Consider the following 16,704-nt stretch of genomic DNA (forward strand, 5'->3'; position numbering starts at 1 on the left):
GATACTGTCCTAGCTGCGCGTTCAACGGAACGGTCCGGTAGCGGACATCGTCTTTCTTCCAATTTGATCTATCTCTTATTGCATGAGGAGGTTGTGATGAAGATTATGATTGTCGAGGATGAGCCCCTGGTGGCACTCGAATTGGAGCGTATCGCTACCGAAGCCGGTCATGAAGTCGTGGGCTCCTTCATGACGGCGGAGCAGGCCCTGGCCTATGCATCAAAGGCACAGGTGGCTTTCGTGGATCTCGGCTTGGCCGATGGCCATAGCGGAGGGGGGCTTGCTCGGCGATTGACGGATCGGTTCAGGATAAAGGTGATCTTTGTGACCGGTAGCCCCGAACGGGTCGGATACGGTCTCGAAGGGGCAGTCGGAATAGTCGGCAAGCCATTTACCGACAAAGTGATCCTCGACGCCTTGGAAAAGGCGCAGCTAAAAGCCTAAGCTAACGGGCCTCTAAGGGTCTCGGAGAGCGGTGCAAGCTTGTCGTTCAGCTCTGTAATGTGGCTGAGGACAGGCTCCAAACAACCGCCCGCGGTCCCATCCAGTTGTCTGCTATGCTGCCTGACGAGAAAAACACTTGCCCTTCGGTCGGCCTTTTCAAAACGACTGGCGTGTTCGACAAGTTGGCTACCAAATGAAGGTTTGTGGACCCGATTTGCCAGCGCACTCGGATGGGAGAGGCATCTGGATCATAGGTGGCTGGGCAACTATGCGCTTCAGCAAGGAGCGGCACGACTACTTGATGTCTGAGCTTTAGCAACTGCTTGTAGTAGTCGCCAATTGCCGGATTCTCATTCATTTTGTCCCACCGCAATTTGGCGCGGCGGAAGGTGGCTTCGGCTGTCGGGTCGCACGCATCCTCCGCGTCGAAGCCGGGCAGGCGCTTCAGTTCCTCCTTGCGGCCAAGTCTTACCTTGGCGTTGAGTTCCTCGTCGAAGTCGCAAAAGAAGGGAAAGGGATCGGCAGCGCCCCATTCCTCACCCATGAACAGCATGGGGATCTGCGGCGAGAGAAGATAGATGGCTGCAATGGCCTTTATCGCCTCGATGGGATGGGAGGAAATCATGCGATCGCCGCGTGCCCGATTGCCGATCTGGTCATGGTTCTGGATGAAGGAGATAAAGGCCGATGGCGGCAAGCCAACGCTCGGCGATCCTCTGGGCCGGCCTCGATACTCCATATGTTCCCCTTGAAACGCGAAGCCTTCGGCAAGCGCGCGGCTCAGACGCGGTGCCCAATCGGCATAATCCGCGTAGTAGCCGAAAATCTCGCCCGTGGCCGCCACGTGAAGAGCGTGGTGGATGTCATCATTCCACTGTGCCGTAAAATGGCGTTGCTTGCCGTCATCGTCGCAAGCGAGGAGAGCCGATTCATTATCCTCGTTTTCGACGATCAGATGAATTTTCCGTTCGGGAAATGCGCTCCTGACGCGATGGGCAAGTTCGAGAAGGATATGCGGATCGCTATCGTCCTTCATCGCGTGCACGGCATCGAGCCGCAAACCATCAATCCGAAATTCGCTCAGCCAATAGATTGCATTTTCGATGACGAAATCGCGGACGAAACGGCTGCCATCGCCATCGTAATTCAGCCCCTTGCCCCAGACGCTTTCGTGCCGGTCTCCAAAAATCGGCGCGTAGCGGGGCAGATAGTTCCCGTCCGGCCCGAAATGATTATAGACCACATCGAGAAAGACGCAGATGCCGCGCTCGTGGGCTGCATCGACGAGCAGTTTGAGATGTTCGGGGCGGCCGTAGCTGCTATCCGGCGCATAGGGTAAAACACCGTCGTAACCCCATCCATACCGACCACGAAAATCCGAAAGCGGCATGAGTTGAATGGCCGTTATGCCGAGGCGCTGCAAATGATCGAGCTTTTCGATAGCTGCTAGGAACGTGCCAGCTTCCGTGAAGGCGCCGACATGCAGTTCGTAGATGACGATTTCTTCCCAGCGGCGTCCCTTCCATCCCTGCGTTTGCCATTCAAATGTTGGATCGATCAGCTCGCTCGGGCCGTGGACGTCTTCGGGTTGAAAGCGCGAGGCAGGATCCGGCACGGCAAACCCGTCGTCCAGCACGAATTTATAGCGATCGCCGATCTGCGCATCGTTGACTTCGACGACATGCCACCCGTCCTGTCTTCGCCGCATCGGCCATTCCCCACGCTGCTCGATACGGACGAGCACGCGCTCCGCCAAGGGCGCCCACAGGCGGAACAGGACCGCATTCTTGTTGATTTGCGGTCCAAATGCGAAGCTGTGCTGCATGACATCCCGTCCGTCGATGATGCTGAAATTTTCATGCACTCCAACGCATCTTGACGGGAACGGTTCCTGAGGTCGGAACAGATCTCTTTCAGTCCCGTTCGTTAAGGCAGCCTGACGCAGCGAGGAAGCCATGACTGTCTTGACCTCTACCTACCGCCTGCAGTTTCGCGGAGATGTCACCTTTGACAAGGCAACGGGGCTGGTTCCCTATCTGAAGGATCTCGGCATCAGCCATGTCTATGCCTCGCCGATCTTTGCTGCCAAGAAGGGATCGACCCATGGCTATGATGTCACAGATGCGAACGAGATCGACCCGGTGCTTGGCGGCCGCGCCGGGTTCGATGCTTTCTGCACGGCCTTGCGGCAGGCGAAGCTGGGCCTGATCCTCGACATTGTGCCCAACCATATGGCCGCCTCCGTGGAAAACGCGTGGTGGCGTGACGTGTTGCAGCGCGGATCGAGCAGCGCCTATGCCGGCCATTTCGATATCGACTGGCGCCGCAAGCTCACCTTGCCGCTGCTCGGGCGGCCGTTCGAGGAAAGCCTACCCGCGGGGGAGTTTCATCTTCGCTACGAGCCTAAGGATGGAGGCATTCATCTGGTCTATTTCGACGATCTGCTTCCGCTCTCGGCTGAAAGCGCCGAGTGGCTGACAGCGGACATTGGAACGGATGCGGAGCGGTTGCGTGCGTTTTCGAAAGATGCGGTCGCGATGCGAAAACTACTCGCCGAACAGCACTGGCAATTGCTCTATTGGAAAGATGCCGCCGAAAACCTCAGCTATCGGCGCTTCTTCGAGGTGGCAGGCCTGGTCGGGATGCGGGTGGAGAACGCGCGGGTCTTCAACGACACGCACCGGCTGATCATTGAATTGGTTCGCGCCGGACAGGTTCAAGGATTACGCGTCGACCATATCGACGGACTGGCCGATCCGAAGAGCTATCTCGAGCATTTGCGGCAGGCCGTCGGCCCGGACATTTTCATCGTAGTCGAAAAAATCCTCGCCCGCGGCGAGACGTTGCCGGCGGATTGGCCGGTGTCGGGAACGACCGGCTACGAATTCATCGCCGCCATGGCTGATCTCTTCGTGAACGAGGATGGGTTACGCAGGCTGGATGAAGCCTACAACTCCCTAAGCGAGGAGGACGCCGACTTCGCCGCAGGTTTGCGCAAGGCGAAGCTGTTGATGGTCGGGCGCAATTTTGCCGGCGAGATGAGGCGTTTGGCGAGCCTGGCATGTTCGATTTTTCCTGATTTCGACGCGGAGCAAATATCGTCGGCGCTTCGCGAACTGCTGGTCGCCTTTCCGGTTTACCGTACCTACGGCTATCGGGGAGCTGCATCGTCCGATGACGTGGCGATCATCGAGAGTGCCTGCGAGACGGCACAAAGCCGATTGCCGGCCAATGATGCCCTCGATGCGCTCGGCCGTCTTCTGAAAGGGGATGTTTCTGCAGCCGACGCTCTGGAGTTTCGAGCCCGATTTCAGCAGCTCAGTGGTCCGATCATGGCAAAGGCAGTCGAGGACACGCTATTTTATCGATATAACCGCCTGATCGCATTAAACGAGGTCGGAGGCGAGCCGCATGCGTCGCCCGGCTCTATAGCGGCCTTTCACCAATTCATGATCGATCGATTTCAACGACAACGCCGCGGCCTTTCCGCGACATCGACGCATGATACCAAGCGGGGAGAAGACGCCCGTGCCCGCCTCTACGGCCTGACGCAGGATCCTGATGCCTGGATTGCCGGTGTCGAGCGGTGGCGCAACATGAATTCTGCTTTTCGCTCCAGCCTTGCCGATGGGCCTGCTCCTGAGCCCAATATCGAATGGATGCTTTACCAGGCGCTTGCCGGTATCTGGCCGCAGGACATTGAAGGAGCCGATCGGAACGCACTGAAGGAGCGCTTTTACGCCTATGCCTTGAAAGCGATCCGAGAGGCCAAGCTCAGGACGGATTGGATGGATGAAAATCCGGCGTATGAGCATGCAGTCCAAGCCTATGCTGCCGCCTTGCTTTCGGAGGATAATCGGGAGTTCATCGGTGATTTTGACCGGACGCTGCGCCCTTTCATGGAGTTTGGTTTCGGCAACAGCCTGTCGCAGTTGCTGATCAAGCTCACGGCTCCCGGCATTCCCGACATCTATCAGGGTACCGAGGGTCTGGATTTCAGCCTGGTCGATCCTGACAACCGACGACCGGTCGACCATCTGTGGACTGACACGGGAGCAACAGGTCCCCTTGCGCCGAATGCCGCTTCCTTGAAACGGCACGTCATCCGCAAGGTGCTGCGATATCGCAATCAGCACCCCCTTCTTTTCCTGGAGGGCGAATATGTGCCTTTGGAAACCAGCGGGGCACGAGCGTCCAATCTCGTGGCCTTCGCGCGCGTTCACGAGCGGGAAATAGCGATTACGATCGTGCCGCGCCTGATCGGCATGCCATCATCGGATTTCTGGAAGGACATCGCTGTCGCGATGCCGCGAGAGCTCAAGGGGCCGCTGTATGATCTCCTCACGGATCAGCCGGTCTCAGCCGGCAATCTTCTGGCAGCACAGCTGTTTGCCGATCATCCCCTATCCCTCGTCGTGGGAGACAGGTGACGATCCCGGCATCCATTCATGTGTACTCCAACCCGAAGGCCGGAACAAAGCGCTTCATAGGGTGTTTCTGCTGCGCGGCAACAATCACGAGGTATCCATGACGGAAGGCGGCAAGAGGCATGCGATCGAGCCTGGAGATTACACGCGCCTGGGAGCGAATTATGACGGAGAGGGTGTCAATTTCGCACTTTTCAGCGCCTACGCGGAAAAGGTGGAGCTTTGCCTTTTTGACGAAAGCGGAAAGCAGGAGATCGAGCGGATCGCTCTGCCGGAATATACCCATGAGATCTGGCACGGCTATGTTCCTGGGTTGAAGCCGGGTGCCTTGTACGGCTACCGCGTGCATGGCCCGTTCGATCCGTTAAATGGTCATCGCTTCAATCCGAACAAATTGCTCGTCGACCCCTATGCTCGCGAGCTTGTGGGCGACATCGAATGGTCGCAAGCGCAATTCGCCTATGGTCTGGATGACGAGCAAAAGGATCTTTCCTTCGACGAGACCGATAGCGCCGGACAGATGCCCAAATGCCGTGTGGTCGACCTCAAGAATGAAGCACCGGATAAAAGGCCGTCGGTCGCGTGGCCTGAAACCATTTTCTATGAGGCGCATGTCAAGGGAATGACGATGCTGAATCCGGCAATTCCGGAGCCGTTGCGTGGCACCTTTGAGGGTCTGGCGCATGGGGCGGTCGTCGATTACATCAAGAGCCTCGGCATCACCTCGATCGAGCTTCTTCCCATTCACTTCTTTCCCGATGACAGTCATTTGCTCGACAAGGGCTTAAGCAACTATTGGGGCTACAACAGCCTTGCCTTCTTCGCACCGGCAACTCGTTATTATGGGCCAAAAGGCCTCGAAGGCGTTCGCGACATGGTGCGTGCCTTTCACGATGCCGGTATCGAGGTCATCCTCGATGTCGTCTACAATCACACCGCGGAGGGCAACGAACTCGGTCCCACCCTTTCATTCAAAGGCATCGACAATTTCTCCTATTACCGCACCCTGCCGGACCAGCCCCGCTACTACATCAACGACACCGGCACCGGTAACACGATCAACACGTCGCATCCGCGCGTGCTGCAAATGGTGACGGACTCGCTGCGCTACTGGGTCGAAGAAATGCATGTCGATGGCTTTCGTTTCGATCTCGGCACCATTCTCGGCCGCGAACCTCAGGGTTTCGACCAGCGTAGCGGCTTCTTCGATGCGGTCGGCCAGGATCCTGTGCTTGCGAAAGTCAAGCTTATCGGCGAGCCGTGGGACATTGGTCCCGGCGGTTATCAGGTGGGGGGATTTCCGCCGGGTTGGGCGGAATGGAATGACAAATATCGCGATACGGTGCGGGATTACTGGAAGGGCACTCCCGGCATGACAAGGGATTTTGCCGCCCGCATTTTAGGGTCAGGCGATGTTTATGATCTTCGCGGCCGCCGCCCATGGGCGAGCGTCAATTTCGTCGCCGCCCACGATGGCTTCACGCTCAATGATCTCGTCTCCTATAACGAGAAGCATAATGAGGCGAATGGCGAAGAGAACAATGACGGCCACAACGACAATCGCAGCTACAATTATGGCGCTGAAGGTCCGACCGACGATGAAGCCATCAATACCGTTCGGGAGCGCCAAAAGCGCAATTTTCTCGCGACCCTCTTTCTCTCCCATGGCACGCCGATGCTGCTGGGGGGTGATGAATCCGGCCGCAGCCAGATGGGCAACAACAATGGCTATTGTCAGGACAACGAACTCAGCTGGCTGCATTGGGACGATCGATATGGTAGCGCCGAAGCGCTTTATACCTTCGTCAAACGCCTGATCGCCTTGCGTCAGGCGCATTCCATCCTCAGACGGGAAAATTGGCGCGACGGCCTGATCGTCACCTGGCTCAATCCGGGTGGCGGTGAGCAGGCGGATGAGCAGTGGGACGATGAAGCGAATACGGCGATCGGCTTGCGTCTGTCGCGTCAGCAGCCATTCGAAGAGGGCTGGGATGATGTTCTGATCCTGTTCAACCCCCATGACAGCAATGTCGACTTTAGCTTGCCGGATGATAAGCGCTGGGCTCTTGAGCTGTCGACATCCTATCCTGATGAGCAGGGTCGAGGTGCAGTTGAGAAGAAAATTTTAAATCTTGAAGCCCGCAGCCTCTCGCTTTTGCGGCCAGCCTGAAACAAGCGTGGGAATGCAGGTTGCCCATCCAATTTGTCCTCGGGTCATATAACACATGCCACTCACTGAGATTTTAGTTTGAAATCCAGATCGAACGGCTCTGCTTGGCTGTCAGCAGACGTCAATATCTGTTGTTGTTTGGAAACTTTTCCTGGTCTCGGAACTTTGGTGGGAGACGGTGAGATGATGCGGGCGCTCTCCTGCAAGGGATCGACCCTTGGTGCACCGTTTCCGAATTCGCCGAGCCGGAGGAACCAATGCCGTTAACATATCATGTTGGGATCCATGACGAGGGTTTTGCCTACCGCGTCGGTGATGTCTGGTCGGACACGTTTCCCGATCACGAGAGTGCGCTTGCCGCTGCCAAATCTGCTGCAGCCCGGCAGCAACGGGGCGCTGAAGACGCCGAAATCAGCTATCAGCTGTCGGACGGACGCTGGCAGACGGAACATGTCAGCCGCGGGGAGGGCCCAATCACGAATGTAAGCGATGACGAGGACGACACCATGACGGAGTTAACCGGGTCGTGCCGTTGTGGGCAAGTGCGTCTGATGGTGCGCGGAAAGCCGCTTCGTATCGGCATTTGCCATTGCACGGATTGCCGACAGGAAAGCGGGTCCGCCTTCACTTATTTCGGCCTATGGCCCGCAAGTGAATTTCACTATGAAGGCGCGACGAGCGAGTTTGCTGGACGTGAGTTTTGCCCGCGTTGCGGTTCGCGCGTCTTTGCTGTTGGCAAGAGCGAGGTCGAGATCAAACTGGGAGTCCTGAGCGAGGCACCCACGCGTCTCATGCCCAGCTATGAGGTGTGGACCAAACGGCGGGAACCCTGGCTTTCGTCGATCGAAGGCGCGGAGCAGTACGAGGAGGATCGACGATGAGCAGCGCGCGACGGTCGGGTGGCTGCCTTCGCGAAAGCAAAGCGGCGCAAACGGCGCGCGTGACCTGGAGTGCTTCTCCACTCACTCGACTATCCGTCATCCAAGCTATAGCTGTGATCTCAAGGGCATTGCGACGGATCTGCGCCAGGTGGATATTCTTCTCAGTTTTCAATGAAAACCCGTAGCTGATGCTCCAAAAGCGGCAGGTCGGCAGTTCAAGTCCGCTTAAGAGCACAAAAGTGGTGTGCTCCACCTAGGCCAAGCGGATTGTGCCCGACTTTGACATCTGTTGCCCTTTTCCATTTGCCTGAGGCGCTTCTCGATCTGCTATTCTATGAGGCAACGGTTCATCATCAGCGCCGTTCATGCCCGGTTCAGCCGTCCGGTTTCAGGATGTCGACGATGACGGAGGTTCGCTATGAAAATCTTTAAAAGTCTGCTTGCGCCGCTCCTGAGCGTCGGTCTGTTGATCGGTGCGGGTACTGTTTCAGCTGCGCCCATGATGAACATGACGAAGCCGGAGATTCAGTCATCCGTTCAAATCGTCCGCTATCATCATCGTCGCCATTGGCACGGCCCGCGGCATCATCGGCCCCACCACTGGAGATCGCATCGCAGTTACCGGAGCCATTATTGGCGCGGCCATCATCGTGGTTGGTACAAGCACCACCATCATCATCACCGCTATTACCGCTACTGACCGTGCCCTACGGAAAGCTTCATGAGGATAGCAGCGTGTCCATCTTCGGCGCGATCTCATCCACTTTCGCTTTTCGTCTTGTTCCTGCTCAGATACGATATCGCTAGTTCGTCAATGTCATCTTCGCGAGGGAGCTGACCAGCGCGAGATGAAAATGCAGGTCGGCTGACTCGCCTGGCGATAGCGGAAGTCGAATACAATTTACTGGGATGAGCGCACACTAGGCCTTGGCTCGAGCCGGCCGGGCTCTGTGGGCGGCAGACGCTCCATGAACGGCTTTAGGAAAAAATTGTCGAGAGCAGAGTGCAAGGTAAGCGGCGCATAACGAAGGCGTACCGGAATGCGCGTTCCTTAGTAGCAACAATGGGCCGCAGCCGCGGTTCGGCACGCCCCTGTATCGAGGCATGCCTGAAGCACTTCAACGTCTATAAGAACGCTGATGACGCTGCTGCGGCCGGCTGGACGCTGGCTGCCATCCAGGAGCAGTTAGGCGAGCGCAACCTTTACGGTGACGTCGGCTCAAGGAGATCGTCGATGCGGCTGCGAGATATTATGATAGCCGCGTTTGTCTCGCTGTGTGCTTCGAGAGGGCAGACGGATCGAGAATCTGGCCGAAACAGACTACCGCTACCCGCTCGCCGCTGGTTTTAGCGATATACATATATTCATCCGCGCGTTTGACATAGGATTGCACAGTGTCATCCGCCCGCAGGAAGGTAACGCCAACTGCAGCGCCGGTGAACGTCACTTGCCCGTCGATAGGTATCGGTTTGAAGATGCGTTCCATCGTCTCTTGGAGATGCGACTGCAAATCGCCGGCGAGCTTCCGGTCTATGTCGAGCAGCACGACAAATTCATCCCCGCCGATACGTGCAATGAAGTCGGTGGCGCGAAAATTCTCACGCAATCTGTTGGCTATCGTTCTTAGCACCTCGTCGCCCGCCGAATGCCCGATCGTATCATTCACGATCTTAAAATCATTCAGGTCGATATATGCGAGGGCAAGCTTTCGATCGTTTAGCAGGTTGCGAGCGACTGCGTCGGCGACAACTTCATCGAAACAGGCCCTATTGGGAAGACCTGAAAGTGCGTCGGTGCGCGCCGAGGTTTTTAGTGCGTTCTCGATCTCACGTTGCTGCCTGACACGAGCGGAAACATCGAGGATGATCTCGACATCGAAAGAAACTCCGTCGATCACGGTGCGCTGGGCTGAGATCAACGTCGGAATAATCGTGCCGTCGGCATAGGTGATATCCACCTCTTCCAGCTCATAGGCGCCCTCTTCTTCGAGAAGCCGGTGACGGCGGTCCCGGGCCGGATTGTCAATCGCCGCACCCTCGGAAGTCAGCTTCTTGCCCTTAATGTCGTCCCACTTCAGGCCGGTCAGCCGGAGATAGGCTTCGTTGACTTTAACATAACTGGATGTTTTCGTGTCACTCGTGGTAATAGACATCGCTATAGGCGCGGACTCGAACATTCGCATCAGCATCGATACCAACAATTCCGTCGGCAAGACATCTTTCGGGTCTGTGACGGACGCTGCGCGACTTATCCCAGAACCCGGAAAATTCAGTTCATGCTTCACCGCTGTGGGACGCCAGGGTGCAACCGCCATGCCGGTCGGCGATTTCGTCTGCCACACCTTCGTCGAAGTTCCGAACAGTTCAATTTTCGGCTCGAATCCGTCTCGATCCGCGACCGCGGTTATGACACCGTACCACTTGACGATCTTCCCTTCGGAGTCACGATGCGGCTTTGCACGACTGAGCATCCATCTCCAAGCATCGTCGTGAAGTCTCATTCGAAACATTGTTTCAAAAGGCTTGCCGGATGGCAACCATGCAAGCCATTCCTGCCGAACCCGGAGTCGATCGTCTGGATGCATGCGGCGATACCAGTCCGCAATACGATCAACGGTGCTATCAGCCATTCCATCGAGTGTCGGTCCCATGAAATTGACAACACCTTTGGCGTCACTCGACCAAGGAATACTTGCGTTGAGTTCGGCCGATCGCCGAGCATGGTCTTCGGTTTCCCTCAGCACGGTCTCAACCGTTTTGCGATCGGTAACGTCGATTGCGGTAACTGAAATGCCGATCTGCTCACCCCCATCGTCGTCGACAGGCTGATTGATGACAAGGAAAGCCTTTTCGCTGCCGGCAGGCTGGTATTCGTTGATGACGACGGTCTCGCCGGCGAGGACACGCCGCAGATCGCCGGCGACGCGAGGCGCGTCATGGTCAGGCGCGAAGCTGTGCACCGTCCGCCCGATCAGGTCATCCGGACAGAGGCCAAACATTTCGGCAAAGCGATCGTTGACGCTGACATAGCGCAGTTCCATGTCGAGAAAACACAGGCCAATCGGCGCCGCTCTGTACAGTGCGTCCAGTTGGTGAACGCGCTGGAACAGTGAAACACTCCCGGCACGTTGAGACAGCGATTGTTGTTTATGATATGCCAGCCACTGCGCCGTCTCAGCTCCATTCAATGGTTTGCCGAATAGCCAGCCCTGTCCGAGGTCGCATCCCAACCGGCGGAGAATGGTCGCCTGTTCCTCGGTCTCGACGCCCTCTGCAACGACGACCATCCCAAGGCTTTGGCCTAACCCGACCACAGAGGCGACGATCTTGCGGCTATCGTTGTCGTGTTGCATTGAGCGCACGAAGCTCATGTCAATCTTGAGCTTGTCGAAAGGAAAGGCGTGCAATCGGGTGAGACTGGCAAATCCCGTTCCGAAATCGTCAAGCGCAAGACCTATGCCAGCAGATTTCAGCAGAGCGATCGTTGACCGGACGGTCTCATCATCTTCAAGCAGAACGCTTTCCGTTATCTCAATATGGATTCGATTTAACGGAAAGCCGGTCGCCTGAACAATGCTGCGGATGAATTCGAACAAGTTCGGATCACGGAATTGCACGGCAGAAATATTGATCGCGAGCACGAAATTTCCCGGCCAGAGATTTGCCAGCTCACAGGCTTCCGAGACGATCTTTTTTGTCAAAGCGTCGATGAGGTCGTTTGCTTCGGCAACAGGAATAAATGTTGATGGCGGAATGATGCCTGCTTCGGAATCGGTCCAGCGCGCCAGCACTTCAAACCCGACGAGCGCTCCGCTTTGCATGTCCACCAATGGCTGAAACGCTGGCCAGATTGCTGGGGTCGACAACGCCTGCTTCATGGAATGTGGTGATATCTTCCGGTCACTCAGCAAGGTGCGTTGCGCCGCGTCCGACCACCGGCCGTGTTTCCGAATTTGAGCGGTTTTCTGACGAGAGATCATAGTGCTTTCCACCTGGGCGTAATAATCATGCCGGCATCCGCTTAAAATTCGATTATCTCTTTCGAGTATAGTGAACTTTGATATGTATATGATCAAAGTCTTATAAGCATTGAGCGAGATCGTTACACTATCGAGTGATGGACGTCTCAGCTATCCTGCTGAAGTTGGTGCTATATTCTTGTGAGAGGGCGCAGCTATATGGCATCAACGCCTCCCGCACAAAACGGAAAGTGTTATCCATGACGCCAGTAGAATTCGTTACCTATTTCTCAGGTCGGGCATTCGAAACCCGCTTATTTAAGTCCGATTACCTAGTCTCCTGCTCATTTAAATGAAACGACGCTTGCTCGAATAGCGATCGAAAATCATATTTTTATTTCGCCATTCAAGTAATCGACGTGGCTTGATGTGCCCTGGGTGAGGCTCTGCCAGGTCGATTGCTGGTCGGCCTTTGTGCCGCTCTCAGGTGCGAAGCGCCCAGACGAAATACCGATCGTCCATTTCGAAGGTGCGGCCGGATTATAGCCGGCAGCCACGAGAACGGCGTGTGCTTTTTTCGCCAGGCTCGCTGCCACAGCGTCCCGCAGAAACCGGATGCCGGCCCGGCTCAAGGCGGCGTTGATTTCCTGTGCTTGCCGGAGATGATCAGCACGATCGGGAGCATCGATCCGGCAAGACGTTGCATCTCTGCATCCTCGCCGAAGGAAATCTCCCATGCCAGCAGTTGTGCGGTCTTCTGATGATCGACGATTTGGGCCGCGATATAGGCCCTGGCGAAAGCTTCGCCGTTCAGCTTATCCAGGCGGTCATGGATCACCTGATGATCGGCATCAAGTTCGGTCGGGAGCGGGATCTTTACGGCATTGGCGAGACCGCGTGCTCGGGGCCGCAACCAATCTGAGCCGTGGCGTTTCAAACAGCAAAGGCGGCACGATGTTCATTTTATTCGCCAGGCCATTTCCGGTGCTGCCATTCAGCCTCCATTTTCGTGAGATCCGATTCAAGAATGGCGCGCATCAGGATATGCGTGTCGACCAGCCGCCGATGGCCGATCTCATCCTGGAATCCCACAGCGGCGGCGGTGAGCCCGGCGACAATCTGCTTCTGCCCCTCGATTTCGACTCGTGTCCGATCGATCGCCAGCAATAGATCATCATCGGATAACCTCTTGTATTTTGGCATCAGGCGCGTCCTCGCTATCCGTGATGGATATTATCCTTTGCGGGAAAGATCGCCAATCGGTTGTAGAGGGGTCATCGAAAAAAATCGTCTGACATCACGAAAAATGCCGAGCTACGCGTGAGGGTTGTTCAGTTTGAAGCTGAAATTCATCATCACGATGTTAGATGTATCTTGTGGCATTAGATGATCGCGAAATGCGCGGAATGATATATATCCATCAATCAATATATATCGTACAATTGTATTGTTTTCTTGTATTGGTTGAGGAAATTATTTTATATATATTTAATATAAAGGATGGAAAACCAAAATAAGAAAATTCTTTAACCATATTCATGCATAGATCTCACTCTCATCGAGCATCTTTTGAGAGGGGATGATGAATAGGGCCATACTTGCTGCAATAATCATGTCGATCGCAGCCTCGACTGCAAATGCCCAGACGATCGGCGTCTCCATGTCCGATCTCGATAAATTCCGAACGGCATTGCTCGACGGTATTGTCTCCCATGGAAAGACGATTTCAGGATTGAAGCTGGTCACCCAAACCGCCAAGGGCGACAATGAGCTGCAAAAAAAGCAAGTTCAGCAGTTCATCGCCGACAAGGTCGATGCGATTATTGTTGCCGTTTCGGATGGTGACCTCGGCCCGCAAATGACAAAACTGGCCGCCGACGCCCATATTCCCCTCGTCTACATCAACAATGTGCCCTCCAATCTGTCGGACCTGCCTGAAACCCAAGCCGTTGTCGCGTCCGACGAAAAGGAATCGGGAACTCTACAGACGAAAGAAGTCTGCTCTCTCCTGAGGGGAAAGGGACGCCTGGTCATTCTGATGGGTGAACCCTTCCATGCGGCTGCGCGCGCCCGCACACAGGATATCGATAGCGTCATCGCTACATCCGCCTGCAAGGATCTGCAGATCGTAGAACGGCAGGCTGCCTATTGGTCGCGCGACTATGCCGATCAACAAATGCAGGAATGGCTGACAGCGGGTGTGAAGTTTGATGCTGTGATCGCCAACAACGACGAAATGGCGCTAGGCGCAATCCGCGCGATGAAGCGCAATGGCATGCCGATGAAAAATGTCGTTGTTGCCGGCATCGACGCAACCGACGATGCTTTGGCGGCAATGCAGACCGGCGACCTGGCAGTCACTGTTCTTCAAAGTGCCTCGGGGCAGGGAGCAGCGGCGGTCGATGCGGCCATCAAACTTGCCAGCGGACAGAAGGTGCCACGGGAAAACAACGTGCCTTTCGAACTGGTGACACCACGAAATATCGCCAACTATCTGCCGAAGACCCAGTGACCGAGGGAAATACGATGTTACGTTTTTGGAATAAACTTGGCATCCGAGGCCAGATTACCGCGGGGTTCCTGCCGCTAATCTTGCTTATGAGCTTTCTTTCGATCAACGCCCTTTCCGGTATGGATGGACTTTCCTCGATATTCACGTCCTATCGCGGGACTGCGGGACAAAGCCTTGCCATTTCCCGCTACAGCGATGAACTTAGTGAGATCCAAAAGGCGGTAGAGGCCTTTCGCTCGAGCCCGACTCAGGACGTGATCGATCGCTTTCATGCGGGCGTTAAGTCGTTCGCAGAGGACGATCCGCGCTTTGCCGGCAATGCCACGCTTCAGGCGGGAATGACGGCAATTCGTCAGGATGTCGGCGCTTACAGCGGAGCTTTTGAGCGGATCGTGACGCTTCAGGCGAAGCGAGATTCCCTGATTTCCAAAGTCACGGAGTTTGGACCTTGGACGAGCGTCGCGCTCAATGACGTGATGCGCAGCGCCTGGCGCCAGAACGATGTGGCGTTGCTGCATGCGACGGCTGCGACGCTCGAAGCTCTAGACCGCAGCCTCTATTTCTCCGAGCGATTCATCCATTCGGGCGACCTTGCCGCCTACGACACGGCGCAGTCGGCCTTGAATGAAGCGATGGCGTTAAACGACGTCGCCGCGAGGGCGGCAAAGAATGAACTGCAGCACAAGCGTGTCATGGGTGCGGGGCAGCTCATGCAGAACTATACAAGCCGCCTTGGCGATGTTCGGGATGTCCTGCTGGCGACCAACAAGATCCGCGACAACGAACTCAATGTTCTCGCGCCGAAGATCGCCAAGGGCTTCGAGGATTTGCAAGCGTCCGTCATGGACACGCAAAAGACGCTCGATGGATCGGTTGATGCGACCGTCGCCGCCGCGAGTAGCTCTACGCTTGCGATTAGCGGAGTTCTGATCGTCATCGGTCTCGTTCTTGCCTATTTTATCGGACAGCTGATTTCCTCCAACGTGCGTAGCATGGCACGCCTGATGGAACGCTTAGCTCACGGCGATGACACGATGACCATAAGCGGTACCGAACAACGTCACGAGCTCGGGGCGATGGCACGCTCGCTGAAGGTCTTCCAAGAGACTGGGCGAGCCAAGCTCATTGCCGAAGCCACGGCCGAACGGGCGCGCATCGCAGCAGAGGAAGAGCGGCTTCGCCAAGAGGCCGAGCGGCTTGCCGATGCACAGGTGATGGAGCACGCCTTCCAGCAGATTTCGCTGGGCCTGGATGCTCTGTCGAAGGGTGACCTGACCGCCAGGGTCGGCGATGTTGATGTGCGCTATGTCCGCATCCGGGATCACTTCAACAACTCGGTGTCCAGCTTGGAGGAGGCCGTCGATTCGGTTATCGGTGCTGTAGCCACCATCAAATCTGGCCTGGCCGAGATCTCGACGGCGTCCCACGATCTTGCGCGCCGCACGGAGCAGCAAGCCGCCTCTCTCGAAGAGACTGTTGCAGCCTTGGGCGATGTAACGCGCGGTGTCAACGGAACCGCGGAGGGAGCGGGTCATGCTCAAAACGCGATGGTCACGGCGCGCGCCAACGCAGAAAGCGGTGGTGCGATTGTCGCCCGCGCGATCGCCGCAATGACGGAAATCCAAAGCTCGTCGTCCAAGATCGGCAACATTATCGGCGTTATCGACGAGATCGCATTTCAGACCAACCTGCTGGCGCTAAACGCTGGTGTGGAAGCAGCCCGTGCTGGGGACGCAGGCAAAGGCTTTGCCGTCGTTGCTCAGGAAGTGCGCGAATTGGCTCAAAGATCAGCAAGTGCGGCCAGGGAGATCAAGTCCCTGATCTCCATGTCGACTGATCAGGTGAGGACGGGCGTGCAGCTCGTCGGCGAATCCGGTACGTCGCTTTCCCAGATCGTCGAGCAGGTCGGTGCCATGAGTTCGACGATTGCAGAGATTGCCGTTGCGGCGCGCGAACAGGCGGCAAGCCTGAGAGAGGTTTCCGCTGCGGGTGACCAGATGGATAAGGTCACTCAACAGAATGCAGCCATGGTGGAGCAGACGACAGCAGCTGCGCAAAGCCTGACGAAGGAAACCGAAAATCTCGCGGACCTGGTGCATCGGTTCAAGACGCGCAGCACCAGAGTTTCGGAGACTCGTCTTTACGCGATAGCATCATGAGCGAGCAAAGGCAGAGTTCGTGACGACAGGCTGGGCTTTCTAGGAGGCCCAGTTCCCCTTTGCGCGTTCGCTCACCAATCACCAATTCCGGCTTTGGGCCAATGCTGTCAACAAGGGTGACTATAGTCCACTATGGCGCTCACACTTTTGAT

The 16,704-nt window shown here is 56.2% G+C and carries 11 protein-coding genes; 7 read left to right on the forward strand and 4 right to left on the reverse strand.

The annotated features are described in order from the left end of the window. Positions 1 to 96 precede the first annotated feature (96 nt). The gene (locus PH562_RS01305) at positions 97 to 444 is read left to right on the forward strand and encodes a response regulator (RefSeq protein ID WP_113233128.1); all 348 of its coding nucleotides are present in this window, start codon (positions 97 to 99) and stop codon (positions 442 to 444) included. Between the two features lie 46 nt (positions 445 to 490). Here the strand turns inward: PH562_RS01305 and treZ are convergent, their stop codons facing one another. Continuing rightward, a complete protein-coding gene (gene treZ, locus PH562_RS01310; protein ID WP_285171171.1) occupies positions 491 to 2,269 on the reverse strand; it encodes a malto-oligosyltrehalose trehalohydrolase in 1,779 nt (592 codons plus the stop codon). Between the two features lie 130 nt (positions 2,270 to 2,399). Here treZ and treY point away from each other — a divergent pair, with 130 nt between their 5' ends. The 4 genes from treY (at position 2,400) to PH562_RS01330 (ending at position 8,622) form a co-directional block, all read left to right on the forward strand. Continuing rightward, positions 2,400 to 4,874 carry a malto-oligosyltrehalose synthase gene (gene treY, locus PH562_RS01315; protein ID WP_285171085.1) on the forward strand — a complete coding sequence of 825 codons (2,475 nt, stop codon included), beginning with the start codon at positions 2,400 to 2,402 and terminating at the stop codon, positions 4,872 to 4,874. A 97-nt stretch (positions 4,875 to 4,971) separates the two neighbouring features. Continuing rightward, positions 4,972 to 7,041: a glycogen debranching protein GlgX gene (gene glgX / locus PH562_RS01320; RefSeq protein ID WP_285171086.1), complete on the forward strand. Its 2,070-nt coding sequence runs from the start codon at positions 4,972 to 4,974 to the stop codon at positions 7,039 to 7,041. Positions 7,042 to 7,547: 506 nt separating this feature from the next. Beyond that, positions 7,548 to 7,922: a GFA family protein gene (locus PH562_RS01325; protein ID WP_285171172.1), complete on the forward strand. Its 375-nt coding sequence runs from the start codon at positions 7,548 to 7,550 to the stop codon at positions 7,920 to 7,922. Positions 7,923 to 8,340: 418 nt separating this feature from the next. Continuing rightward, positions 8,341 to 8,622, forward strand: coding sequence for a hypothetical protein (locus PH562_RS01330; RefSeq protein ID WP_285171087.1), 282 nt, complete (start codon positions 8,341 to 8,343; stop codon positions 8,620 to 8,622). Positions 8,623 to 9,172: 550 nt separating this feature from the next. Here the strand turns inward: PH562_RS01330 and PH562_RS01335 are convergent. The 3 genes from PH562_RS01335 to PH562_RS01345 all read right to left on the reverse strand — a co-directional run bounded on the left by PH562_RS01335 (position 9,173) and on the right by PH562_RS01345 (position 13,084). After that, positions 9,173 to 11,902 (reverse strand): EAL domain-containing protein, encoded by a 2,730-nt coding sequence (locus PH562_RS01335; RefSeq protein ID WP_285171089.1) that lies wholly within the window; start codon positions 11,900 to 11,902, stop codon positions 9,173 to 9,175. A gap of 607 nt (positions 11,903 to 12,509) precedes the next feature. After that, positions 12,510 to 12,794, reverse strand: a complete 285-nt coding sequence (locus tag PH562_RS01340; RefSeq protein WP_285171090.1) for a DUF4142 domain-containing protein — start codon at positions 12,792 to 12,794, stop codon at positions 12,510 to 12,512. Positions 12,795 to 12,844: 50 nt separating this feature from the next. Beyond that, positions 12,845 to 13,084: a hypothetical protein gene (locus PH562_RS01345; protein WP_285171091.1), complete on the reverse strand. Its 240-nt coding sequence runs from the start codon at positions 13,082 to 13,084 to the stop codon at positions 12,845 to 12,847. A 379-nt stretch (positions 13,085 to 13,463) separates the two neighbouring features. Between PH562_RS01345 and PH562_RS01350 the strand changes: the two genes are divergently transcribed. Together PH562_RS01350 and PH562_RS01355 are read left to right on the forward strand one after the other, a co-directional pair. Then, entirely contained in the window at positions 13,464 to 14,393 is a 930-nt protein-coding gene (locus PH562_RS01350; RefSeq protein ID WP_285171173.1) for a substrate-binding domain-containing protein, read from the forward strand. A gap of 14 nt (positions 14,394 to 14,407) precedes the next feature. Then, positions 14,408 to 16,552: a methyl-accepting chemotaxis protein gene (locus tag PH562_RS01355; protein WP_285171092.1), complete on the forward strand. Its 2,145-nt coding sequence runs from the start codon at positions 14,408 to 14,410 to the stop codon at positions 16,550 to 16,552. Positions 16,553 to 16,704: the final 152 nt, after the last annotated feature.

The organism is Rhizobium centroccidentale, assembly GCF_030182565.1.
Lineage (GTDB): Bacteria > Pseudomonadota > Alphaproteobacteria > Rhizobiales > Rhizobiaceae > Rhizobium.